Below are 23,428 nucleotides of genomic sequence, written 5' to 3' on the forward strand. Positions count from 1 at the left end.
GGCAGTCTAAAGCGGGCCGCGCCGGGCCACCCGATAGAGTGGCGCGTCCGATTTGCCTGGGGAGGCACGCATGCGGCGGTGGGCGGTTGGCGCGCTGTGTTTCCTGGTTTTGGGCGTCCTGGCGCTCGGCGGGTGCGGCGAGCGGTCCGGCGGGCTCGACGGCGACCTGACCGACGACTGGCGGCCGATGGCGGCGGCCACCCCGTTCCGCCCGCAGGCCGGGGTCTGCCACGCCGACCTGGTGCCGAGCGTGACGGTGGACGGCTACGCGCCGGTGCCGTGCGCCGAGTCGCACCTGGCCGAGACCGTGGCGGTGGCGACGGTGAGCAGGCAGAGCGCGGCGCAGGCCTTCGCCACCTGCTCGGCGGCGGCCAGCGCGTTTCTGGGCGGCGACTGGCGTACCGGATGGGTGGTCCTGCAGCCGGTATCGCCCAGCAAGGCGGCCTGGGCCGGCGGCGCCCGCTGGGTCCGCTGCGACGTCGCCGAGACGTCCCCGGTGGACGGCGCGCTGGTGCACCGCACGGGCAGCCTCAAGGGCAGCGTGCGGGCCGGCGGCCGGTTGCGGATGGGCTGCGCCAACCCGACCGTCCGGGGCGACACGGTCACCCAGATGCACCCGGTGGCCTGCCCGAGCGGTCACACCGCCGAGTTCGCCGGCCTGTTCACCACCACCCGGGCCAGGTCGGACGACCTGAGCAGCGCCGAGGTGGCGAAGGGCTGCGACCGGGCGATCGCGAGGTTCGCCGGGATAGCCGACGACGCCTCGCTACCGAGCCGGGTCGGCTGGCTGGGCTTCCCGCCGGACGACGCCGCCTGGCAGATGGGCGACCGGTCGATCCGCTGCTTCCTGTGGCTCAACGGCGAGAAGATGACCGGCTCCTACCGCGGAGCCGGCCCGGGCAAGCTCAAGATCCACTATGTGAGCGGCTGAGAGAGCGCCATCCGCTCCTGCATCGCCTGGTGGAAGGTGGCGCCGTCGTTGAGTCTGGGGAACGGCGTGTCCGGGGTGGGCACGCCGAGGAAGTCGCAGAGCGGTCCCCAGCCCTGGCTCACCGTGAAGTCCAGCAGGCGGTCGGGGGCGATCTCCGCCCGTACGGCCGCGTTGTGCTCTTGGAAAAGCTCGAGCATCGCCTCGCGGTCGGCGAACCGCCCGCCGAAAGTCCCCGACCAGACCGTCTTCTCCGCCATTTCCCGGCCGGCCATCATGGCCGGCGGCAACGGCCCGTCGCTGGTCGCCGCCGCATAGATGGTCTTGTACGCGCTGTCGTACCACTTGCCGGGCTCGCGCGTGGTCAGGATGACCCGGGCGGCCGGATGCGCGGCGGTGAGCTCGCGCCAGAAAAAGGTGCCGGGCCAATCCACGGTAGAGCGATAGCCGTCGAAGGCCGCATCGAGGCACGCCAGATCCCCATCCGCGGCCCGGGAGAGCAACGAGGCCCGCCACGGGTCCACGAGCAGCGGCATCATGTGCATGCACGGACCGAATCCGAGCTGCTCGAGCGCCACCTTCAGGCTGAGTGTTCCGGTCCGGCCGAAGCCCACGCCGATAACATCCATGGCCCCGTTATACCCGAGCACATCGATCCATTGGACCCAAAAGGTCAAGAAGACCCACCATCAGGAAGTGCGGCGTAACACCGCCAAGAACATCGCGTCGGTGCCGTGCCGATGCGGCCACAACTGCACGGTCGGGCCGGAGCCGAGCCCCGGCATGCCCGGCGGCAGCAGCGGCCGCGCGTCGACGAAATCGACCCCGACCCCGCTGCGCCGCGCGCCCTCGGTCACCGTCACCTGCGTCTCCACCATGTGCGGCGAGCAGGTCACGTACGCCACCAGACCGCCCGGCCGCACCGCCCGCAGCGCCGCCACCAGAAGCTCCCGCTGCAGCTTGGTCAGCGCCGGCAGGTCCGACGGCTGCCGCCGCCAGCGCGACTCCGGCCGGCGCCGCAGCGAGCCCAGCCCGGTGCACGGCGCGTCGACCAGCACCCGGTCGAACGACTCCTCCGGCAGATCGGGATCGCGGCCCACCGAGCGACCGTCCATCGGCAGCACCGTCACCGGCATGCCCTCGGTGGCCTGCTCGACCAGGCGCGCCCGGTGCTCGGCGACCTCGACCGCGGTGACCTCGGCGTTGCGCGACGCGGCGATCGAGCCCAGCAGGCCCGCCTTGCCGCCCGGGCCCGCGCACAGGTCGAGCCACCGGGTGTCCCGGCCCTCGATCGGTGCGGCCAGCAGCGCCGCCGCCACCAGCTGGGAGCCCTCGTCCTGAACGTGCGCGCGGCCCTCGCGGATCGCGGCCAGCTCGCGCGGCGAACCGCCGGAGTTCAGATAGACCGCGTACGGCGAGAACGCCCCCGGCACCCCGTCGACCTCGTCGGCCAGCTCGATCGCGTCGGCCCGCCCCGGGCGCGCGCACAGGTGCACGATCGGGGCCTGGTTGTCCTCGATCAGCAGCCGCGCGGTGTCCTCGAGGTCGCCGCCGAGCGCCTCGGCGAACGCCCGCACGATCCACTGCGGGTGGTTGTGCAGCACCGCGAGGTTGCCGACCGGATCGACGTCGTACGCCGGGGCCAGCCGCTCGAGCCACCCCTCCAGCGGGGTCTCGGTGATCGTCCGCAGGACCGCGTTGGCGAAGCCGGCCGCCCCCGGCGCGACCGAACGCACCAGGTCGACGGTCTGGTTGACCGCGGCGTGCGCCGGCACCCGGGTGTGCAGCAGCTGGTACGCCCCGAGCCGCAGCGCGTCCCGGGCCGGCGGGTCGATCCGGGCCACGTCCCGCCCGGCGGCCGCCCCGATGATCAGGTCGAGGGTGCCGGACGAGCGCAGCGTGCCGTAGGTCAGCTCGGTGGCGAACGCGGCGTCCCGGCCGGTCAGCGCCATCCCGCGGAGGATGTCGGCAAGGGCCAGGTTGGCGTACGCGTCGTCCCGGTTCACGGCGGCGATCGCCTCGTAGGCGGCCTGGCGGGCCGGGTCGGACGGCGGCCGCCCGCCGCGCGGCGCCCGCCCGGTGCGCGAGTCACGGGAGAAGCCGGGACCGGCCGTTCCCCGGGGCCGGCCGGAACCGTGCGGCCGCCCGGCGCGATGGTCGCTCACTCGAACCGCTCCCCCGGCTGGATCCGCAGGCCGCGAGCCCAATCGGTGGCCGGCATCGCCTTCTTCCCGGCCGCGCGCACCTCGCCCAGCGCGACCGGCGTGGTCGCCGTGCCCACCAGCACCTGGGCCCGCTCGACGGCGAGATCACCGGGGGGCAGAGACGGGCCGTTGGCGATCGGGTGCACTGGGCCCAATTTGACCCTCTCATTCCGAAATGTGGTAAATGCCCCGGGGGCCGGGGTGCACGCCCGGATGCGTCGATCAACGGCAAAGGCCGGATCGTTCCAGCGAACACGCGCATCGTCCACGGTGACCTTGGGCGCGAGCGACACGCCGTCCGCGGGTTGCGGATGCGCCCTGGCCGTCCCCGCCTCGATCGCGTCGAGCACCGCCACCAGCAACCCGGCGCCCGCATCGGCGAGCCGGCCGAGCAGGTCACCGGACGTGTCCGCCGGGCGGATCTCCTCGGTCAGCGTCCCGTAGACCGGCCCGGTGTCCAGCCCCGCCTCCAGCTCGAACACGCTCGCCCCGGTCACCTCGTCGCCGTGCAGCACCGCGTGCTGCACCGGCGCGGCGCCCCGCCAGGCGGGCAGCAGCGAGAAGTGCAGGTTCACCCAGCCGTGCTTCGGGATCTCCAGCGCGCTCGGCGGCACCAGCGCGCCATAGGCGACCACCGGCACGCAATCGGGCGCGAGCTGCCGCAGCCGCTCCTGGAACTCCGGCTCCCGGGGCCTGGCCGGGGTCAGCACCTCGACGCCGTGCTCGTCGGCCCACGCCCCGGCGGGCGAGCGCACCAGGTGGCGCCCCCGACCGGCCGGCGCGTCCGGCCGGGTCAGCACGGCGACCAGCTCGTGGCGGGAGGCGGCGATGGCGTCGAGGCTGGGCACGGCGACGGCCGGCGTACCGGCGAAGACGAGACGCATGCCGGTCACCGCCCCAGCCCGAAGATGCCCCGGCCGTGCGGGCTCTCCTTGATCGTCGGGGGCCGGCCGGCGTCGTACCACTCGGCCGCGCGGATCTGCTTCATCGCGTCCTTGCGCGAGGCGGCGTCCAGCCGGTCGAGGAACAGCACCCCGTCGAGATGATCGGTCTCGTGCTGCACGCAGCGCGACATCAGGCCGGTGCCGACCACCTGGATCGGATCGCCGTACTCGTTGAAGCCCGCCGCAATGACGTTTTGCCGGCGCTTGGTGTCGATGTAGATGCCCGGGATCGAGAGGCAGCCCTCCGGCCCGTCCTGCTCCTCCTCGTCGGGGAAGGACAGCACCGGGTTCACGAGGTGGCCCACCACGTCGTCCACGTCGAAGCTGAACACGCGCAACCCGACGCCGAGCTGCGGGGCGGCCAGGCCGGCGCCGCCCTCGTCCTGCATGGTCTCGACCAGGTCGCGCACGAGGGCGCGCAGCTCCTTGTCGAAATCCACGACGGGGTCGGCCGGCGTCCGCAGCACGGGATCGCCGAAGAGTCGGATGGGCTGAACGGTCACCCGGTCAGTCTACGGAGTGCCATCTGGCGTCATCCCGCCAGCGTGACCGGTACCTCGCGCCAGCCGCGCAGGTTCATCCGGGGACGCCGGCGCGGCCGGGCGATCAGCTCCATCTCGGGGAAGCGGCGCAGCAGCGCGGGCAGCGCGACCTGCGCCTCCAGCCGGGCCAGCGGGGCGCCGAGGCAGTAGTGGACGCCCGCGCCGAACGACAGCGGCGGCGGCCCGATGCGCTCGGGTTCGAACAGGTCCGGTTTCGGGAACCGCACCGGGTCGCGGTTGGCCGCGCCGAGCAGCAGGAGCAGCTCGCTGCCGGGCGGGACCCCGAGGCCGGCGACCTCGCTCGCGCCCTCCGCCCGGCGCGAGGTGATCTGCACGGGCGAATCAAGGCGCAGGACCTCTTCGACGTACGCCGGAGCCAGCGCCGGATCGTCGCGCAGCTGTTGCGCGTACGCCGGATGGTCGAGGGCCAGGACGATCCCGTTGGCGATCAGGTTCGTGGTCGTCTCGAAGCCGGCGACCAGCAGCAGCGCGAGGTTGGCCAGCAGCTCGTCGCCGGTGAGCCGCTCGCCTTCCGCCTCCTGCGCGGCGGCGAGCGCGGTGACCAGGTCGTCCCGCGGATCGGCCCGCCGCACGGCGACCAGCCGCCCGAAGTAGTCGGTCAGCTCGTCGGCGGCCGCGTCGGCCTGCTTGCGGTCGTCGTCGCTCCAATTCAGCTCGAGCACGCCGGTGAGCGCGGCGGCCAGCTCACGGAACCGCCCCCGATCCGCGGCCGGCACCCCCAGCAGAGCGGTGATCACCCGGATCGGCAGCGGATAAGCCAGCCGGGCAACAAGATCAAGGCCTCTTGCGTACGGGGTGAGCTCGTCGAGCAGTTCGCCCACCTGCTGGGTGATGACCCCCCGCAGCGCACCGACCCGCCGGGCGGTGAAGACGCCCGCGGCGAGCCGCCGCATGCGCGTATGCCGGGGCGGGTTCGCCCGCAACATCGAGTCGGCGAACAGGGCGACGGCCCGGTACTCCCGCCACCCCGGCCAGAGCGCATCCAGCCGATTGGCGTCGATGGTCTGCATGGCACTGTCCCGAAGCGCCTTGTCGACGGCGTCATACCCGTTGACGAGGAACGCCCGATCCCCGAACTGCAGCACCTGCCCGTGCGCGTGCAGCGCCGCGTAGGCCTCGTTCGGATCGACGTCGCCCGCGGACGTGAGCAGCAGCTCGGCGGCCTCCAGCGCATCCATCCTGAGATTTTCCACGGTGCCCGCGCCGCCCGCCACATATGTGATCGCCAGCCGCCCGGCGGGCCGCTCCCAGACAGAGGACCGCCCCAAGACAGCGGGCCGCACCCAGCCGAGCCGCCCCAACGGGCCGCACCCAGCCGAGCCGCCCCCAACGGGCCGCACCCAGCCGAGCCGCCCCCGGCCGGCCGCACCCAGCCGGGCCGCCCCCGGCCGGCCCGCTCCCAGCCGGGCCGCCCCCGGCCGGCCCGCTCCCAGCCGGGCCGCCCCCGGCCGGGCGGCCCCCGGCCGGCCCGCTCCCAGCCGGGCGGCCCGCTCCCAGCCGGGCGGCCCGCTCCCAGCCGGGCGGCCCGCTCCCAGCCGGGCGGCCCGCTCCCAGCCTCCGGACGGTGAGCGTGGCCTTCTTGGCGCTGCGCACGGCCGCGGCCTCGTGCAGGGCGCGCGCCATCGCGGCGGCCTGCGAGCGCGACGTGCGAACCAGCATCCGCTCCTGGTCGTCATCGGCCGGGACGGGCCCGAGCACCTCCGTCCCGGCCGGCAGCCGGGCCACGGCGAGCAGCTCGGCGACCGCCGCCGGCTTCCCGGTGAGGCTGGCCATCCGCGCGGCCGGCGGAAAGCCCAGCTCCCGCCGCTCGGCCAGCTCCCGTTCCGCGAACCAGCCCGGCTCCCACCGGATCAGCGCCTGCACCGTGGCGAGCGACCCGTCGGCCACCACGACGACCCGGCCGCCGTCGGGCGCCGAGCGGGCCAGCGCCGAAGCGTTCAGCCAGCGCCGCATCGTCTCCTCGGCGGCCCGCAGGTCGGAGCGGGTCAGCAGGGCCCACGTGTCGAGCAGCAGCACCGCGCCATATCCGCCCTCGGCATGCGGCTCGGCCCCCGGCGTGGCCACCACGACGGCCGCCTCGGCGGGCACGGTCTCGAGGATCTCGTCCCGCCCCGAGGTGCGCACCGGCACCCCCGGGAAGGCCCTCCCCAGCTCCTCGGCCGTGCGCCGCGCCCCGGTCACCGAGGCCCGCAGCCGCCGCCCGCCACAGGCCGGGCAGGCGTAACCGGCCGACACCCGCCCGCACCACCGGCAGGCCGGCACGTCCCGGGCCCCGGCCAGCGCGAGCGGCCCCGAGCAGTGCGGGCACCGGGCCGGCGTCCGGCACTCCGCGCAGGCCACCGACGGCAGATATCCCCGGCGCGGCACCTGCACGAGCACCGGCGCCCCGGCCTGCAACGCCTTACGGGCCGTCTCCCAGGCGAGGCTGGGCAGCCGGGCCGTGGCGGCCCCCGGGTCGCGCGCCAGCTGCGGATCGTCCCCGGTCGGCGCGACCGCCGGCGCCCGCCCCCGCAGCACGTCCCGAGTCGCCGTGATCTCCTTGGCCCAGCCCGTCTCCAGCAGCAGCTGCGCCTCCCCCGTGCGGGTGTGCCCCGCCACCAGCGCCGCGCAGTCGGCCAGGCTGGCCCGGGTCAGCAGCACCTCCCGCGCGTGCGGATAGGGCGCCCGCGGCTCGGCGTGCAGGTCGTCCCCGTCATCCCAGATCACCACCAGCCCGAGCTTCGCGACCGGCGCCCACATGGCCGCCCGGGTCCCCACCACCACCGGAATCCGATGTCGGCTTGCCGCCAGAAATCGCCGATACCGCTCGGCCGGCCCCAACGCCGCATTCAGCGCAACGTGCCGCCCCTCCCCGAGCACATCCCCGAGCGCTCGATCAACCCGCTCCAGGTCTCTCGCATCCGCAACAACGATGACGACTCCACGCCCGGCCCGCACGGTGGCCGCAGCCGCCTCGGCGATCCGAGCCGCCCAGTCCTCCCCCGGCAACGCCCCCCAGACGGCCCGCGCCGAACGCCCGTCCTCCAGCGTCCGCAGGAACGCCGGCCCGGCCGCATACGAACCCCACCCGCCCTCGGCGGGCGCCCGCATCTCCGCCGGATTTGAACCTGCGACCCGTTGACCCCCAGTCAATGGCGCGTCGCCCAAATCGGTGTCCGCCGGGGGACGTGAACCCCCACGTGCGTCATCCACATCGGACGGCTCGGCGCCCTTGGCCGCCTGCGCCTCGACCCGGGCATGCCGGGGCGGCACCGCCAGTCGCAGCACATCACACAGATTCCCGGCATATCGGTCGGCGACCGCCCGGGCGAGCCGCGCCACCTCCGGATCCAGCACCCGCTCAGGCGAGACCACTTTGTCCAAATAGGCCAGCTTGCCCTCGTGCGGCGACGACTCGACCCGCTCCAGCAGGAACCCGGCCACCAGCTGCCCGGCAAACCGCACCTTGACCCGCACCCCGGGCTGGGCGGCCTCGTCATCGGCCGCCGGCACGAGATAGTCGAAGGGCCGATCAAGATGCGGCAACGGCACATCGACGCACACCCGAGCCACCGGCAACGTCTCGGCCGGCACCCGCTCGCTGCGTGCGCTCCTGCTACTCACGCCCACCATTTTGCCGAGAGCCTCTGACAATTCCCGCGCGCTCCCTGCCAGACAATTCGGAAATGTCGGAGATACCGGTACGGCCGTCGGTAACTTTCCTCGAACGAGCATGACGACGACGGCCGCGCCAGCCGTCGGTCTTGGGCCGGGCCCGCCCGGCAGCCGGACGCGGAGCCGGTGTTGCACTCAGCCGGTCCGCCACACCGGGGACTCATCCCACCCGTACGGTAAAGGCGCGAAAGCTGATCACTCAGATCTCCCGCCGAAGAACGTGCGGAAGCTGATCACTCAGGTCTCCGCGGCGAACGCGCGGAACTCGCGGAAAGTCCGGAACGCGCGGAAAACGCCCCGGGGAATCCCCGGGGCGTTTCGGAGCGGAACCGTCAGGCGGCCGCGTTCTTCAGGTCCTGCGCGCGCTCCGTGCTCTCCCACAGCAGCTCCGGCAACTCGCGGCCGAAGTGGCCGTAGGCCGCCGTCTGCTGGTATATCGGGCGGAGCAGGTCGAGGTCGCGGATGATCGCGGCCGGCCGCAGGTCGAAGACCTCGCCGATCGCCTTCTCGATCCGCTCGACCGGCACGTTCTCGGTGCCGAACGTCTCGACGAACAGCGAGACCGGGTGCGCCTTGCCGATCGCGTAGGCGACCTGCGCCTCGCACCGCTCGGCCAGGCCGGCGGCGACGACGTTCTTGGCGACCCAGCGCATCGCGTACGCCGCGGAACGGTCCACCTTGGACGGGTCCTTGCCGCTGAACGCGCCGCCGCCGTGCCGGGCGTAGCCGCCGTACGTGTCGACGATGATCTTGCGGCCGGTGAGGCCGGCGTCGCCCATCGGGCCGCCGATCTCGAAGCGGCCGGTCGGGTTGACCAGCAGCCGGTAGCCCTCGGTGTCGAGGCCGAGGCCCTCCAGCTCGGGCGCGATCACGTGCTCGCGGATGTCCGGCGTGAGCAGCGACTCGAGCGAGATGTCGGCGGCGTGCTGCGACGAGACGACCACGGTGTCGAGGCGGACCGGCTTGAGCCCGTCGTACTCGATGGTGACCTGGGTCTTGCCGTCCGGCCGCAGGTAGGGGATCGTGCCGTCCTTGCGGGCGGCGGCCAGGCGACGGGCCAGGCGGTGGGCGAGCGCGATCGGCAGCGGCATCAGCTCGGGGGTCTCCGAGCAGGCGAAGCCGAACATCATGCCCTGGTCGCCGGCGCCCTGCGAGTCGAGGATGTGCTCGGAGTCGCCCTCGCGCAGCTCGATGGCGCTGTCCACGCCCTGCGCGATGTCGGGCGACTGCGCGCCGATGGAGACGCTCACGCCGCAGGAGGCGCCGTCGAAGCCCTTCTTCGACGAGTCGTACCCGATGCGCAGGATGGTCTCGCGCACGATGCTCGGGATGTCGGCGTACGCCTGGGTGGTTACCTCGCCGGCCACGTGGACCTGACCGGTGGTGATGAGCGTCTCCACCGCCACCCGGCTGCGCGGGTCCTGGGTCAGCAGGGCGTCGAGAATGCCGTCGCTGATCTGGTCAGCGATCTTGTCCGGGTGGCCTTCCGTGACCGACTCGGAGGTGAACAGGCGGCGTGCCACGGTGCTCCTCAGCTTGTCGAAGTACAAACGTATCGCGAGAGTGTAGTCACGCCGCGCGGGCGCGGTCACCCGGGTGCTAGGTCGTCCGACCGTCGCCGACCAGGGATTCCAGGACGCCGATCGCCCGATCCCAAATCATATCGGCCACATCGTCTTTACGTAATTCACCGAGAGTTGTCGTGGTTCCGTCCGCCCCGAGCAGGGTGACCTCGTTGTGATCACGGCCGAACACCCGGTCCGGACCGACCTCGTTCACCACGATCAGGTCGGCACGTTTCCTCACCAACTTAGCTCTCGCGTGCTCGATCGCGTCGTGCGTCTCGGCGGCGAACGCGACCAGCACCTGACCGGCCCGTTTGTTCGCACCCAGTTCGGCGGCGATGTCCGGGTTCGTCACGAGTGCGATGGGTTCCGGCGTACCCGCATCGGTCTTCTTGATCTTTTGTTGCGCGATCGTTGCCGGGCGGAAGTCGGCGGGCGCGGCCGCCATCACCACGACGTCGGCGTCACCGGCCACTTTGATCACGGCCGCACGCAGGTCTTCCGTCGTGCCGACCCGGATGATCTCGACACCCGCGGGGTCGGGCAGCGTGACGTTCGCGGCGATCAACGTCACTCGCGCGCCGCGGGCCGCCGCCGCCTTGGCGAGCGCGTAACCCTGCTTGCCCGACGACCGGTTTCCGAGGAATCGCACCGGATCGAGCGGTTCGCGCGTGCCGCCCGCGGTCACCACCACATGCCGCCCGGCCAAATCAAGATCAAGACCACGATTGCGTACGCGCAGAGCCAGCTCGAAGATCGTCTCCGGGTCCGGCAGCCGGCCCTTGCCGGTGTCCGCGCCGGTGAGCCGCCCCACGGCCGGCTCGATGACGATCGCCCCGCGCTCACGCAAGGTAGCCACGTTGGCACGCGTAGCCGGGTTCTCCCACATCTCGGTGTGCATGGCCGGCGCGTAAACGATCGGACAGGTCGCCGTGAGCAGGGTGTTGGTCAGCAGGTCGTCGGCGATGCCGTGGGCGGCCTTGGCGAGCAGGTCGGCTGTGGCGGGCGCCACCACGACCAAGTCGGCTTTCCGACCGATCCGCACGTGCGGCACCTCGTGCGCGTCGTCCCACACCTCGGTGGCGACCGGCCGGCCGGACAGCGCGGCCCAGGTCGGCGCCCCGACGAACTTCAGCGCCGACGCGGTCGGCACCACCCGCACCCCGTGCCCCGACTCGGTGAACAACCGCAGCAGTTCACAAGCCTTGTACGCGGCGATACCGCCACAAACCCCCAGCACGACCTCAGTCATAACCGCAATGATCCCGCGCCCCGAACCGGGACGCGGGATCACCCACGAGTTGTGTGACGACGACTGCCCGCCGTTCAGCGACGGCGACTACCCGCCAATTCGCGGGGTGTCCGGGGCTCGGCCCCGGAGCAGAAATGCGGAGTGCTGCGGGTTCGCGTGTTCGGCGAACAGAGTCCGCCCAAGCGCTTCGCGCTTTCCGCGAACAGAGTGCACCGATCCGACTACGGGTTGTCCGTGGCCTCGGCGGTCAGGAGGCCGGCGTTGATCTCGCGCATGGCGATCGACAGCGGCTTCTCCTGCGGAGTGGTCTCGACCAGGGGGCCGACATACTCCAGGAGGCCCTCGCCGAGCTGGCTGTAGTAGGCGTTGACCTGACGGGCGCGCTTGGCCGCGAAGATCACCAGCGAGTACTTCGACGAGGTCTTGTCGAGCAGCTCGTCGATGGGCGGGTTGGTGATGCCTTCGGGGTTCGCGATGGTTCCCACTGTTCAACAATCCTTAGTGATCTGGGGCTTGCGCGGGTGTGAGGTATAACGAACCGAGCAATCCTACCAGCTCGTCCGCCGCGCGCTCGACGAAGTCGTTGACCACCGTACGGTCGAATTCCTTCTCGGCCGCCAGCTCCTCGTCGGCGTGGGCCAGGCGACGGCGGATCGTCTCCTCGTCGTCCGTGCCGCGGCCGATCAGCCGGCGCTTGAGCTCCTCGACGCTCGGCGGCGCGAGGAAGACCAGCTGGGCCTCGGGCATGGCGGCCCGGACCTGGCGCGCGCCCTGCAGATCGATCTTGAGTAGGACCGGCCGGCCCTGGCTGAGCCAGCCCTCGACCTGGGCCCGCGGAGTGCCGTAGAGGTTGCCGGCGAACTCGGCCCACTCGAGCAACTGACCGCCGTCGATCAGACGCTGGAACTGCTGACGGGTCACGAAGTGGTAGTGCTCGCCGTCGGTCTCGTAGTCGCGCTTCCTCCGCGTCGTGGCCGACACGGACAGCTTGATCCAAGGCGAGCGCGCCCGGATCAGCTCGATCACGCTGTCCTTGCCGACCCCTGACGGGCCGGAGAGGACGGTGAGGCGGGCTGCCGGGCGCGCGTCGTCATCCATGCTCACAGGCTCATTCAACACGAGCCGGTGAGTCAGTTCGCAGCGAACTCCCCCAGGAGGGCCTTACGCTGCTGGTCGCCGAGACCGCGCAGCCGGCGGCTGTCAGCGATCTTCAGCTTCTCCATGATCTGCGTCGCGCGGATCTTGCCAATGCCCGGCAGCGCCTGCAGCACGGCCGAAACCTTCAGCTTGCCGACCACCTCGTCCTCCTCCGCACGGTCGAGTACGGCGGCGAGGGTGGTCTTGCCGGACTTGAGCTGTTCCTTCAGCTCTGCCCGAGCCTTGCGAACTTCCGCGGCCTTCTCCAGCGCTGCAGCGCGCTGCTCGGGGCTCAGTGACGGGAGCGGCACCAGTTCTCCTCAGGTCCCTATCGCGCCGTAGTCAATACCGGCGCTTCTGTGAAACGTGGTGTGCCAGGGAACCAAAGGGGCATGTGGTTCCCGGCGCGGGGAAAACTAGCGGTCAACGGCGCATTCGGCAACGTGGGGGTACCCCCGTCCACGCTCCGGCACGGCCTGGTAAACAGGCCCGACTCACTCGAGAGCGGCTCGACAGTCGTCGACGGCACGCCCCGCGGCGGCCCTCAGTCCGGACACGGAAGGTCCCGCGTCGAGGACTTCCCGTGAGTACGACGGCAGCACGTTACGCAGGCTTTCGCCGAAGACGGCGCGCAGGTCGGAGGGGGTCGCGCCCTGCGCGCCGAGCCCCGGAGCGAGCAACGGACCGTTCACTTGGGACAGGTCGTGACCGGTCCGTCCGATCGTCGCACCGACCACGAGACCGAGGTTGCCGAGCGGCTGGGCACCGGCGTTGAGCTGCGAAATCTCGTCGATTACGCGCTGCGCGACGGTGCGGCCGTCCGAACCGGCCGCATGCTGGACACTCGCTCCCTCCGGGTTGGACGTCAGCGCGAGGACGAAAACGCCGGCGCCGTTGGCCGCCGCGAGGTCGAATGCCGGCTGCAACGACCCGACTCCGAGATAGGGACTCACAGTAATCGCGTCGGCACTCAGTGAACTCGCCGGATCCAGGTACGCGGACGCGTACGCGGCCATCGTCGAGCCGATGTCGCCCCGCTTCACGTCCAGCAGGACGAGGGCGCCGGCCTGCCGTAACTGTCGGATAGTTGACTCAAGAATCCCGATGCCCAGTGACCCAAATCTCTCGAAAAAAGCCGACTGCGGCTTCACCACGGCCACCCGATCGGCCAGGGCGTCGACGACCGTACGGGCGAAGCGTTCCAGGCCGGCGACGTCATCGCCGAACCCCCAGCGGGTGAGCAGGGCGGGGTGCGGATCGATGCCGACACACAGCGGCCCCCGCTTCCCGACGGCGTCCGTGAGCCGCTGTCCGAAGGTCTCCATCGCTGCCATCCTCTTCCGTGTCAGGTAGCCGCCACCGCGGCGGCGCTCGGCGCGGTATTGCGATCTCCGGCCCGCCGCCGCGTCCAGGCGGGCGGCAGAGCCGGTCGGGCCCGCCCGCCGGGCCGACCCCGGAGCCGGGCGATTTGTCTGGTCGTCCAGCACCGGGCCGATCCCCGGTTCTGGGCGATTTGTCGGGTCCCGCCGCCACGGCGAGTCGGGCGGGTCAGGTGGCCGCGACCGCCGCGGCGATCCCCGCCACGATCCGGTCGACGTCCGTTCGGTCGGTCGGGTAGGGCGGCATCGTGTAGATCAGATCGCGGAACGGCCGCAGCCACACCCCGGCGTCGACGGCGGCCGCGGTCGCCTTCGCCACGTCCACGGGACGGTCGAGTTGCACCACCCCGATCGCGCCCAGCACCCGCACGCCGGCGACGCCCGGCGCCCCGCGCAGCGGCTCCAGGCCGTCCCGTAGACCGCTTTCGATCACCCGCACGAGTGATCGCCAGTCCGTGTCCCGCAGCAGCCTCAGCGACGCGTTGGCGACCGCGCAGGCGAGCGGGTTGCCCATGAAGGTCGGCCCGTGCGCGAGCCCGCCGCCCTCCCCCCGGGAGATCGCCTCGGCCACCGCCGGCGTGCACAGCGCCGCCGCGAGCGTCAGATAGCCCCCCGTCAGCGCCTTTCCCACGCACATGATGTCGGGGCTCACCCCGGCATGATCGGCCGCGAAGAACTCGCCGGTCCGCCCGAACCCGGTGGCGATCTCATCAAAGATCAAGAGGATTCCGTACGCCTCCGTGGCCTCCCGCAGGACGCGGAGGTACTCCGGATGGTGGAAGCGCATCCCGCCGGCCCCCTGCACCACCGGCTCGACGATCACCGCCGCCACCTCGTCGGCGTGCTCGGCGACCAGCGCCCGCAGCGAGTCGGCATACGCCGGGTCGAACTCTTCCGGCGGCACCTCCGCGAAGACCTGCACCGGCAGCACCCCCGCCCAGAGCGAGTGCATGCCGCCGACCGGGTCGCAGACGGTCATCGGGTGGAACGTGTCGCCGTGGTAGCCCCCGCGCCACGTCAGCAGCCGCCGCCGGGCGGGATGCCCGAGCGCGAGCTGAGCCTGCAGCGCCATCTTGATCGCCACCTCGATGCTCACCGACCCCGAGTCGGCCAGGAAGACGTGCTCCAGCCCGGCCGGCGCCAGCTCGACCAGCGTGGTGGCCAACTCGATGGCCGGCTCGTGCGTGAGCCCGCCGAACATGACGTGACTCATCCGCTGCGACTGCCGGACCAGCGCCTCGTCGAGCACCGGATGCCGATACCCATGGATGGCCGCCCACCACGACGACATCCCGTCGACCAATTCCCGCCCGTCGGCCAGCCGCAGCCGCACGCCCTGAGCGCTCTCGACCAGATAGGGCTCGCTCCGGCCGGGCATCGGCCCATACGGATGCCAGACATGCGCCCGGTCGAGGGCCAGGAGGTCGCTCACCGTATCGCCGCCGCCGCCCGCGCGACTGACCGGACCAGCGCCGGCCCGTGGTAGATGAAGCCGCTGTAGAGCTGCACCAACGAAGCGCCCGCGTCCAGCAGGCGGCGGGCGTCGTCGGCGCACATCACCCCGCCAACTCCGATGATCGGCAGCCGCCCGCCGGTCTCGGTATGGACAAAATGGACTACCTTGCGGGCCTTCTCGGTCAACGGCGCACCGGACAAACCGCCCGTTTCTGCCGCCCTCGGCTGATCCGTCGCGGCGAGCCCGTCCCGAGCGAGCGTGGTGTTCGTGGCGATCACCCCGGCCGCGCCGTGGCTCAGGCACACGTCGAGCAGCTCGGCGATGGCCGGCTCGGTCAGGTCGGGCGCGATCTTCACGAGCACCGGCACCCGGCCGACCAGGGAGCCGAGCAGGTTCCCGATCGCCGACTTGTCCTGCAGCGTGCGCAGCCCCGGCGTGTTCGGCGACGACACGTTCACGGCGATGTAGTCGGCAAACGGGTGCAGCAGCTCGTAGGAGGCCAGATAGTCCTCCACCGCCTCCTCCAGCGGCGTCACCTTGGACTTCCCCAGCGAAACCCCGAGCGGGACTCCCAGGTTGGATGAACGCGGCGGCCCCAGCGCCTTCAGGCGGGCGGCCAGCGCGGCCGCCCCGGCGTTGTTGAAGCCCATCCGGTTGATGATCGCCTCGCTGTCCCGCAGACGGAACAGCCGGGGCTGGTCGTTGCCCGGCTGCGCCTTCGCGGTGACCGTGCCGACCTCGACGAACCCGAACCCGAGCGCCGGCCACGCGCGCAGCGCCACGCCGTTCTTGTCCATCCCCGCGGCGAGCCCGACCGCGTTCGGAAACCTCACCCCGAACACCTCGACCGGCGCATCGGTCGCATAGCGCGCCCGCAGCACCGCCCGGCTCCGCTCCCCCAGCCGGGAGAGGCGCCCGAGCGTGAACTCGTGCGCCTTCTCCGCGTCACCCCCACCGACCCGGAAGAGCGCAGGCCGGACGAAACGCTCGAAAGCGGTCACTTGTCGCCCCGGAGGGCGGCGTGCAACTCCTGCAGCGGGCGGACCGTCATGTCCCCGCGCATCAGGGCCTCGATGCCCATCACCGCGGCCGCCGCCCCCTGCGTCGTCGTGATGCTCGGGATGTCGGCCGTCACGGCGGCGCTGCGGATCTCGTACCCGTCCTCGCGCGCGCTCGCGCCCGACCCCTGCGGCGTGTTGATGATCATCGCGATCTCGCCGGCCAGGATCAGCTCCACCGCGTTCTGCCCCGGGCCCTCGTAGTGCTTCGGGACGACCTCGCAGGCGATGCCGTGCCGCCGCAGCACCTCGCCGGTGCCGGCCGTCGTGACGATCGTGAAGCCGAGGTCGGCCAGCCGCTTGATCGGGAAGATCATCGAGCGCTTGTCCCGGTTCGCGACCGAGACGAAGATCTTGCCGGCGGTCGGCAGCGACCCGTACGCGGCGGCCTGCGACTTGGCGAACGCCTGGCCGAAGCCGGCGTCGATGCCCATCACCTCGCCGGTCGACTTCATCTCCGGGCCGAGCAGGCTGTCCACGCCGTGGCCGGCCGGGGTGCGGAACCGCTTGAACGGCAGCACCGCCTCCTTGATCGCGATCGGCGCGTTCTCCGGCGTGCTGCCACCGTCGCCCGACGGCAGCAGCAGACCTTCCTCGCGCAGCGAAGCGATCGTCGCGCCCAGCATGATCCGGGCCGCCGCCTTGGCCAGCGGCACCGCCGTCGCCTTGGAGACGAACGGCACCGTCCGGGACGCGCGCGGGTTCGCCTCCAGCACGTAGAGGCTGTCGTCCTTCAGCGCGTACTGGACATTCAGCAGGCCGCGCACCCCGACGCCGCGGGCGATCGCCTCGGTGTAGCGGCGCACCTCGGCCAGGTGCGAGCCCGCGAGGGTGACCGGCGGCAACGAGCAGGACGAGTCGCCGGAGTGGATGCCGGCCTCCTCGATGTGCTCCATCACGCCGCCCAGGTAGACCTCGCCGGTGGCGTCACAGAGCGCGTCCACGTCGATCTCGATGGCGTCGTCCAGGAAGCTGTCGACCAGCACCGGGTGGTGGGGCGAGATCTGGGTGGCCCGCTCGATGTAGCCGGCCAGCGTGGGCTCGTCGTACACGATCTCCATGCCCCGGCCGCCGAGCACGTAGGACGGCCGGACCAGCACCGGGTAGCCGATCGCGTCGGCGATCGCCTTTGCCTCCTCGAAGCTGGTGGCGGTGCCGTGCTCGGGCGAACGCAGGCCGGCCCTGCCGAGCACCTGGCCGAACTGCCCGCGGTCCTCGGCCAGGTCGATCGACTCGGGCGAGGTGCCGACGATCGGGACGCCGGCCTCCTTGAGCCGCTTGGCCAGGCCGAGCGGGGTCTGGCCGCCGAGCTGCACGATCACGCCGACCACGCCGGGGCCGCCGGCCGCCTTGCCGCTCTCGTTCTCCGAGTGGAACACCTCGAGGACGTCCTCGAAGGTGAGCGGCTCGAAGTAGAGCCGGTCGGCGGTGTCGTAGTCGGTCGACACGGTCTCCGGGTTGCAGTTGACCATCACGGTCTCGTAGTCGACGCCGCGCAGCGCCATCACCGCGTGCACGCAGGAGTAGTCGAACTCGATGCCCTGGCCGATCCGGTTCGGCCCCGAGCCCAGGATCAGCACCTTGGCCCGGTCGCTCGGCGCGACCTCGGTCTCCTCGTCGTAGGACGAGTAGTGGTACGGCGTGTTCGCCTCGAACTCGGCCGCGCAGGTGTCCACCGTCTTGTAGACCGGGCGCACGCCCAGCCGGTGCCGCAGGGTGCGCACGCCGTCCTCGCCGGCCAGCTCCGGCCGCAGCGCGGCGAGCTGCCGGTCGGAGAGGCCGGCCCGCTTGGCCCGCCGCAGCAGTTCCTCGTCGAGCACGGCGGCGTCCGAAATGTCCCGACGCAGTCCGACCAGTGCCTGGATCTCCTCCAGGAACCACGGGTCGATTCCGCCGCTGGCCTCGTAGACCTGCTCGATCGAGGCACCCAGCCGCAGCGCCTGCTCGACGGTGTAGAGCCGGCCGTCGTGCGGGACCCGCAAGGCGGACAGAACGGCCTCAAGATCGGCAAACGAGTCGGGCGCGGTCCAGAAGCCCGAACGCGACGTCTCCATCGAGCGCATCGCCTTGTTCAGCGCCTCGGAGAAGTTGCGGCCCAGCGACATCGCCTCGCCGACCGACTTCATCGTGGTGGTGAGCTCGGGGTCGGCGCCCGGGAACTTCTCGAACGCGAACCGCGGGATCTTCACGACCACGTAGTCGAGGGCCGGCTCGAAGGCGGCCGGGGTCTTCAGCGTGATGTCGTTCGGGATCTCGTCGAGCGTGTAGCCGATGGCAAGCTTCGCCGCGATCTTGGCGATCGGGAAGCCGGTCGCCTTGGACGCCAGCGCACTGCTTCGCGACACCCGCGGGTTCATCTCGATGACGACCAGCCGGCCGTCGCGCGGGTTGACCGCGAACTGGATGTTGCAGCCGCCGGTGTCGACGCCGACCTCGCGCAGCACGGCGATGCCGAGGTCGCGCAGCGCCTGGTACTCCCGGTCGGTGAGGGTCATCGCCGGGGCCACGGTGACCGAGTCGCCGGTGTGCACGCCCATCGGGTCGACGTTCTCGATCGAGCAGACCACCACGACGTTGTCGTGCTTGTCGCGCATCAGCTCGAGCTCGTACTCCTTCCAGCCGAGCACGCTCTCCTCGATCAGCACCTCGTGCACCGGCGACGCGGCGAGCCCGGACCCGGCAATCCGAGAAAGGTCCTCCCGCGTGTGCGCCATGCCGGAGCCCAGCCCGCCCATGGTGAACGACGGCCGGATGACGACCGGCAGCCCAAGATCCTCAACGGTCGAGAAGACCTCGTCCATGGTGTGGCAGACCCGCGATCGCGGCGTCTCCCCGCCGGCGCGAGCCACGATGTCCTTGAACAGCTGGCGGTCCTCGCCGCGCCGGATCGCGTCGATGTTGGCGCCGATCAGCTCGACGCCGTACTTCTCCAGGACGCCGCTCTCGTGCAGCGCCACCGCGGTGTTCAGCGCGGTCTGCCCGCCCAGCGTCGGCAGGATCGCGTCCGGCCGCTCCTTGGCGATGACCAGCTCGACGAACTCCGGGGTGATCGGCTCGACGTAGGTGGCGTCGGCGAACTCCGGGTCGGTCATGATCGTGGCCGGGTTGGAGTTGACCAGCGAGACGCGCAGCCCCTCGGCCCGCAGCACCCGGCACGCCTGGGTGCCGGAGTAGTCGAACTCGCAGGCCTGCCCGATGACGATCGGCCCGGAGCCGATCACCATCACGTGCTTGAGATCTTCACGCTTCGGCATGAGGCGTCAGCCCTTCTTTTCCACGAGCTCGACACTGGGCTTGCCACTTCGTTCCACAAGCTCCACGAAGCGGTCGAAGAGGTAGTCCGCGTCGTGCGGACCGGCCGCGGCCTCGGGGTGGTACTGGACGGTGAACGCGGGCACGTCCAGGCCCCGCAGCCCTTCGACCACGTTGTCGTTGAGGCAGACGTGCGACACCTCGACGCCGCCGAACTCGGTGTCGATAACCGTGTTGAGCGGGGCGTCGACGGCGAAGCCATGGTTGTGCGAGGTGACCTCGACCTTGCCGGTGGTCCGGTCGAACACCGGCTGGTTGATGCCGCGGTGGCCGTAGCCCAGCTTGTACGTGCCGAAGCCGAGCGCCCGCCCCAGGATCTGGCTGCCGAAGCAGATGCCGAACAGTGGCTTGCGGATCCGCATCACCTCGCGGGCCAGCGCGACCGGCCCGTCGGCGGTGGCGGGGTCGCCCGGGCCCGGCGAGAAGAACACGGCGTCGGGTCCGACCGCCAGCAGGTCCTCGATCGACGAGCTCGCCGGGAAGATGTGCGTGGTCACGCCGCGCACGGCCAGCCGCCGGGCAACGTTGCGCTTGATCCCCAGGTCGAGCGCCGCGACGGTGTACCGGTGCTCCCCGGCCGCCGAAACCGTGTATTTGTCCGGAGTAGACACCTCAGCCGAGAGGTCGGCGCCGAGCATTTGCGGCGAATTGCGCACCTTTTCGAGCAGCGAAGTGGGGTCAAGATCCACGCTCGACACTCCCACCCGCATCGCGCCTCGAGACCGCAGGTGCCGGGTCAGCGCCCGAGTGTCCACCCCACTGATCCCGACGACCCCCTCGGCGCCAAGCCGTTCGCCAAGATCACCCGTGGATCGCCAATTCGACGGACGACGAGCCGGATCCCGTACGACATATCCGGCAACCCAGATTTTGTCGGATTCGTCGTCTTCATCGTTGACGCCGGTGTTCCCGATCATCGGGGCGGTCTGCACCACGACCTGCCGGTGATACGACGGGTCGGTCAGCGTTTCCTGGTACCCGGTCATCCCGGTGGTGAACACGGCCTCGCCGAACGTCTCCCCCACGGCGCCATAAGCGTCGCCGTAGAACGTCCGGCCATCCTCCAGCACGAGGATCGCTTTGCTCATTTCACAGCCTTCCCGTCGAGGACCGTCGGCTCTCCCCGGAGGAAGGTCGCCACGATGCGACCCGGCAGGGTGGTGCCCGAGTACGGCGTATTGCGGCTGCGGCTCGCCAGCTCGGCCGGGTCGACGACCCGGCGGGCGGACGGGTCCACCAGCGTGAGGTTGGCCGGCGAGCCGACCGCGAGGTCGGTGCCGTGCCCGGCCAGCCGGGCGATCCGGGCCGGCGTGCGGGACATCCGGTCGGCGATCAGATCCCAGCGATCGCCGAGGACGCTGAGCACGATCGAGAGCGCGGTCTCCAGCCCGAGCATGCCGGGCCGGGCGTACGCCCACTCGCATTCCTTGTCCTCCACCGCGTGCGGCGCGTGATCGGTGGCGACCACGTCGATCACGCCCTCGACGAGCGCCTCGCGCAGGGCGGCGACGTCCCCGGCCGTACGCAATGGGGGGTTGACCTTGAAAACCGGGTCGTAGGAGGCGGCCAGCTCATCGGTCAGCAGCAGGTGATGGGGGGTGACCTCGGCGGTGACCAGGACGCCGCGGGCCTTGGCCTGGCGCAGCACCTCGACCGAGCCGGCCGTGGAGACGTGACAGACGTGCAGGCGGCTGCCCACGTGCTCGGCGAGCAGCACGTCCCGGGCGATGATCGCCTCCTCGGCGACGGCCGGCCAGCCGGTCAGGCCCAGCCGGGTGCTGACCTCGCCCTCGTGCATCTGCGCGCCCTCGGTGAGCCGCGGCTCCTCGGCGTGCTGGGCGATGATGCCGTCGAACGCCTTCACATACTCCAGGGCGCGGCGCATGAGGCGCGGGTCGGCGACGCAGAAGCCGTCGTCCGAGAAGATCCGCACGTTCGCCGCGCTGGTGGCCATCGCGCCCAGCTCGGCGAGCTGCTTGCCGGCCAGCCCGACGGTGACCGCGCCGATCGGCTGCACGTCCACCAGCCCGGCCTCCCGGCCCAGGCGCCAGACCTGCTCGACCACGCCGGCGGTGTCGGCGACCGGCGACGTATTCGCCATCGCGCAGACGGCGGTGTAGCCACCCAGGGCGGCGGCGCGAGAACCGGTCTCCACGGTCTCGGCGTCCTCCCGGCCGGGCTCGCGCAGGTGGGTGTGCAGGTCGACCAGCCCCGGCAGAGCGACCAGACCCGCCGCGTCGATCTCCTCCAGCGCGCCCGACCTGTCGGAAGAAATCACACCGTCGCGGATGATCAGGTCGGTCGGCGAACCCCCCACGACGGAGACGCCCTTGAGCAGATATGCGGTCATGCCTTGCCCCCCAGCAGCAGATAGAGAACCGCCATGCGGGCGCTGACCCCATTGGCGACCTGTTCGACGATCGTGGAACGGGACGAATCCGCCACCTCGGGCGCGATCTCCATGCCCCGGTTCATCGGGCCCGGGTGCATGACGATCGCGTGCTCGGGCAGCTTGCGCATGCGCGCGACATCGAGGCCGTAGCGCCGGCTGTACTCCCGCGCGGAGGGAAAGTACGAATCCTGCATGCGCTCGGTCTGCACCCGCAGCATCATCACGACGTCCATCACGGGCAGGACGCTATCGAGGTCGTACGACACTTTCGTGATCGCCGCCGGTGAGAAGGCACTCGGTTTGCCGTCGTCCGCGGGGTTTGCGGACGCCGGCAAACCGAGTGCCTTCTCACCGGTTACCAGGCGATCACCGCGGAGCGAAGCGGAGCCCGCCAGCTCAGTCGGCGAGAGCGCCGCCGCGATGTCCACCGGAATCAGCGTCGGCGGCCCCACCAGAGTGATCTCCGCGCCGAGCGTGGTCAGCAGCAGCACATTCGACCGGGCGACGCGGCTGTGCAGCACATCGCCGACGATCGCCACCTTGAGACCGTCCAAACGACCAAGGCGAGACCTCATCGTGTACGCGTCGAGCAGGGCCTGCGTGGGGTGCTCGTGCGTGCCGTCGCCCGCGTTGATCACCGAGCCGTCCACCCACGAGGCGAGCCGGTGCGGCGCGCCCGAGGCGGAGTGCCGGATCACCACCGCGTCCGCGCCCATCGCCTGCAGCGTGAGAGCGGTGTCCTTCAGGCTCTCACCCTTCGAGACGCTGGAGCCCTTCGCGGAAAAGTTGATGACGTCCGCCGAGAGCCGCTTCGCCGCCGCCTCGAACGAGATCCGGGTGCGCGTCGAGTCCTCGTAGAAGAGGTTCACCACGGTCCGCCCGCGCAGCGTCGGCAGCTTCTTCACCTCGCGGCCGGCGAGCGCGGCCATCTCCGCGGCGGTGTCCAGGATCAGGGTGGCGGTGGCCGCGTCCAGGTCGGCGGCCGATCGCAGATGCTTGATCACTTGTCGTCTCCCCCGGTCAGCTTGACCTCGTCCGACCCGTCGGTCTCGGTCAGCGAGACCCGTACGCTCTCGGTCAGCGCGGTCGGGATGTTCTTGCCCACGTAGTCGGCGCGGATCGGCAGCTCCCGGTGCCCGCGGTCGACCAGGACGGCGAGCTGCACGGAGCTCGGCCGGCCGACGTCGTTCAGCGCGTCCAGCGCGGCCCGCACCGTACGGCCGGAGAAGAGCACGTCGTCGACCAGAATCACGCGACGCCCGTCGATGCCCCCGCCGGGCAGCTCGGTCTTGCCGAGGGCCCGGGTGGCGTGCAGGCGGAGATCGTCGCGGTAGAGCGTGATGTCGAGCGCGCCGACCGGCACGTCGATGCCCTCGAAGGCGTGAATCCGGGCGGCCAGCCGCTGCGCGAGCGGCACGCCCCGGGTGGGAATCCCGAGAAGCACGGTGCCGGTGGCGCCCGACGTCTTCTCGAGGATCTGATGAGCGATCCGGTCGACGACCCGATGCAGGTCGGACCCGGTCAAAATGATCTTGGTGCTCGTGTCTGCGCGCGGCGAAGCCACGGCGGACCTCCTTCCCCGCC

General features: G+C 71.4%; 20 protein-coding genes. 1 reads left to right on the forward strand and 19 read right to left on the reverse strand.

All coding sequences use genetic code 11. The features are described from left to right. Positions 1-70 precede the first annotated feature (70 nt). Positions 71-931 (forward strand): septum formation family protein, encoded by an 861-nt coding sequence (locus IH26_RS0132660; protein ID WP_030440109.1) that lies wholly within the window; start codon positions 71-73, stop codon positions 929-931. On the opposite strand, the gene IH26_RS0132665 is transcribed toward IH26_RS0132660, so the two are convergent. From IH26_RS0132665 to pyrR, 19 genes are all read right to left on the reverse strand, one after another. Continuing rightward, positions 916-1,557, reverse strand: a complete 642-nt coding sequence (locus tag IH26_RS0132665) for a sulfotransferase family protein (protein ID WP_030440110.1) — start codon at positions 1,555-1,557, stop codon at positions 916-918. The two genes, IH26_RS0132660 and IH26_RS0132665, sit on opposite strands and share 16 nt — an antisense overlap. 60 nt (positions 1,558-1,617) lie before the next feature. Further along, the gene (locus IH26_RS0132670) at positions 1,618-3,093 is read right to left on the reverse strand and encodes an RsmB/NOP family class I SAM-dependent RNA methyltransferase (protein WP_030440111.1); all 1,476 of its coding nucleotides are present in this window, start codon (positions 3,091-3,093) and stop codon (positions 1,618-1,620) included. Then, complete coding sequence (gene fmt / locus IH26_RS0132675) at positions 3,090-4,016, reverse strand: methionyl-tRNA formyltransferase (RefSeq protein ID WP_030440112.1); 927 nt, start codon at positions 4,014-4,016, stop codon at positions 3,090-3,092. Before fmt ends, IH26_RS0132670 begins: the two co-directional genes overlap by 4 nt. Before the next feature lie 5 nt (positions 4,017-4,021). Continuing rightward, the gene (def, locus tag IH26_RS0132680) at positions 4,022-4,579 is read right to left on the reverse strand and encodes a peptide deformylase (protein ID WP_030440113.1); all 558 of its coding nucleotides are present in this window, start codon (positions 4,577-4,579) and stop codon (positions 4,022-4,024) included. Positions 4,580-4,608: 29 nt separating this feature from the next. Beyond that, entirely contained in the window at positions 4,609-5,793 is a 1,185-nt protein-coding gene (locus IH26_RS0132685) for a cytochrome P450 (RefSeq protein ID WP_425394416.1), read from the reverse strand. After that, positions 5,681-8,197 carry a primosomal protein N' gene (locus tag IH26_RS0132690; protein WP_425394417.1) on the reverse strand — a complete coding sequence of 839 codons (2,517 nt, stop codon included), beginning with the start codon at positions 8,195-8,197 and terminating at the stop codon, positions 5,681-5,683. The genes IH26_RS0132685 and IH26_RS0132690 overlap by 113 nt, the downstream gene beginning before the upstream one ends. A gap of 428 nt (positions 8,198-8,625) precedes the next feature. Beyond that, a complete protein-coding gene (metK, locus tag IH26_RS0132695; protein ID WP_030440116.1) occupies positions 8,626-9,816 on the reverse strand; it encodes a methionine adenosyltransferase in 1,191 nt (396 codons plus the stop codon). Positions 9,817-9,892: 76 nt separating this feature from the next. Then, positions 9,893-11,110, reverse strand: a complete 1,218-nt coding sequence (coaBC, locus tag IH26_RS0132700; RefSeq protein WP_030440117.1) for a bifunctional phosphopantothenoylcysteine decarboxylase/phosphopantothenate--cysteine ligase CoaBC — start codon at positions 11,108-11,110, stop codon at positions 9,893-9,895. A 221-nt stretch (positions 11,111-11,331) separates the two neighbouring features. Then, positions 11,332-11,595 carry a DNA-directed RNA polymerase subunit omega gene (rpoZ, locus tag IH26_RS0132705; RefSeq protein ID WP_015623990.1) on the reverse strand — a complete coding sequence of 88 codons (264 nt, stop codon included), beginning with the start codon at positions 11,593-11,595 and terminating at the stop codon, positions 11,332-11,334. A gap of 13 nt (positions 11,596-11,608) precedes the next feature. Then, positions 11,609-12,208, reverse strand: coding sequence for a guanylate kinase (gmk, locus tag IH26_RS0132710; RefSeq protein ID WP_034216454.1), 600 nt, complete (start codon positions 12,206-12,208; stop codon positions 11,609-11,611). Positions 12,209-12,240: 32 nt separating this feature from the next. Then, positions 12,241-12,558, reverse strand: a complete 318-nt coding sequence (mihF, locus tag IH26_RS0132715; protein ID WP_020517554.1) for an integration host factor, actinobacterial type — start codon at positions 12,556-12,558, stop codon at positions 12,241-12,243. Positions 12,559-12,741: 183 nt separating this feature from the next. Then, a complete protein-coding gene (gene pyrF, locus IH26_RS0132720; RefSeq protein ID WP_030440119.1) occupies positions 12,742-13,572 on the reverse strand; it encodes an orotidine-5'-phosphate decarboxylase in 831 nt (276 codons plus the stop codon). Positions 13,573-13,795: 223 nt separating this feature from the next. Further along, positions 13,796-15,058, reverse strand: coding sequence for an adenosylmethionine--8-amino-7-oxononanoate transaminase (locus IH26_RS0132725; protein WP_030440120.1), 1,263 nt, complete (start codon positions 15,056-15,058; stop codon positions 13,796-13,798). Next, complete coding sequence (locus IH26_RS0132730; protein ID WP_030440121.1) at positions 15,055-16,083, reverse strand: quinone-dependent dihydroorotate dehydrogenase; 1,029 nt, start codon at positions 16,081-16,083, stop codon at positions 15,055-15,057. Before IH26_RS0132730 ends, IH26_RS0132725 begins: the two co-directional genes overlap by 4 nt. Continuing rightward, positions 16,080-19,394 (reverse strand): carbamoyl-phosphate synthase large subunit, encoded by a 3,315-nt coding sequence (gene carB / locus IH26_RS0132735; protein WP_030440122.1) that lies wholly within the window; start codon positions 19,392-19,394, stop codon positions 16,080-16,082. The genes IH26_RS0132730 and carB overlap by 4 nt, the downstream gene beginning before the upstream one ends. A 6-nt stretch (positions 19,395-19,400) precedes the next feature. Beyond that, a complete protein-coding gene (carA, locus tag IH26_RS0132740; RefSeq protein WP_051808941.1) occupies positions 19,401-20,540 on the reverse strand; it encodes a glutamine-hydrolyzing carbamoyl-phosphate synthase small subunit in 1,140 nt (379 codons plus the stop codon). Further along, positions 20,537-21,802: a dihydroorotase gene (locus tag IH26_RS0132745; RefSeq protein ID WP_030440124.1), complete on the reverse strand. Its 1,266-nt coding sequence runs from the start codon at positions 21,800-21,802 to the stop codon at positions 20,537-20,539. The genes carA and IH26_RS0132745 overlap by 4 nt, the downstream gene beginning before the upstream one ends. Further along, on the reverse strand, positions 21,799-22,848 hold the full coding sequence (locus tag IH26_RS58560; RefSeq protein ID WP_030440125.1) for an aspartate carbamoyltransferase catalytic subunit: 1,050 nt from the start codon (positions 22,846-22,848) through the stop codon (positions 21,799-21,801). Before IH26_RS58560 ends, IH26_RS0132745 begins: the two co-directional genes overlap by 4 nt. Next, positions 22,845-23,408: a bifunctional pyr operon transcriptional regulator/uracil phosphoribosyltransferase PyrR gene (gene pyrR / locus IH26_RS0132755; RefSeq protein ID WP_030440126.1), complete on the reverse strand. Its 564-nt coding sequence runs from the start codon at positions 23,406-23,408 to the stop codon at positions 22,845-22,847. The genes IH26_RS58560 and pyrR overlap by 4 nt, the downstream gene beginning before the upstream one ends. Positions 23,409-23,428: the final 20 nt, after the last annotated feature.

This window comes from Actinoplanes subtropicus, from assembly GCF_000721705.1.
In the GTDB taxonomy this organism is placed as follows: domain Bacteria; phylum Actinomycetota; class Actinomycetes; order Mycobacteriales; family Micromonosporaceae; genus Actinoplanes; species Actinoplanes subtropicus.

Coding starts and splice junctions, on each gene's coding strand:
- IH26_RS0132660 (WP_030440109.1), top strand. CDS start 71: ATGCGGCGGTGGGCGGTTGGCGCGCTGTGTTTCCTGGTTTTGGGCGTC.
- IH26_RS0132665 (WP_030440110.1), bottom strand. CDS start 1,557: ATGGATGTTATCGGCGTGGGCTTCGGCCGGACCGGAACACTCAGCCTG.
- fmt (WP_030440112.1), bottom strand. CDS start 4,016: ATGCGTCTCGTCTTCGCCGGTACGCCGGCCGTCGCCGTGCCCAGCCTC.
- coaBC (WP_030440117.1), bottom strand. CDS start 11,110: ATGACTGAGGTCGTGCTGGGGGTTTGTGGCGGTATCGCCGCGTACAAG.
- gmk (WP_034216454.1), bottom strand. CDS start 12,208: ATGGATGACGACGCGCGCCCGGCAGCCCGCCTCACCGTCCTCTCCGGC.
- pyrF (WP_030440119.1), bottom strand. CDS start 13,572: ATGGAGACCTTCGGACAGCGGCTCACGGACGCCGTCGGGAAGCGGGGG.
- carB (WP_030440122.1), bottom strand. CDS start 19,394: ATGCCGAAGCGTGAAGATCTCAAGCACGTGATGGTGATCGGCTCCGGG.
- carA (WP_051808941.1), bottom strand. CDS start 20,540: ATGAGCAAAGCGATCCTCGTGCTGGAGGATGGCCGGACGTTCTACGGC.
- IH26_RS0132745 (WP_030440124.1), bottom strand. CDS start 21,802: ATGACCGCATATCTGCTCAAGGGCGTCTCCGTCGTGGGGGGTTCGCCG.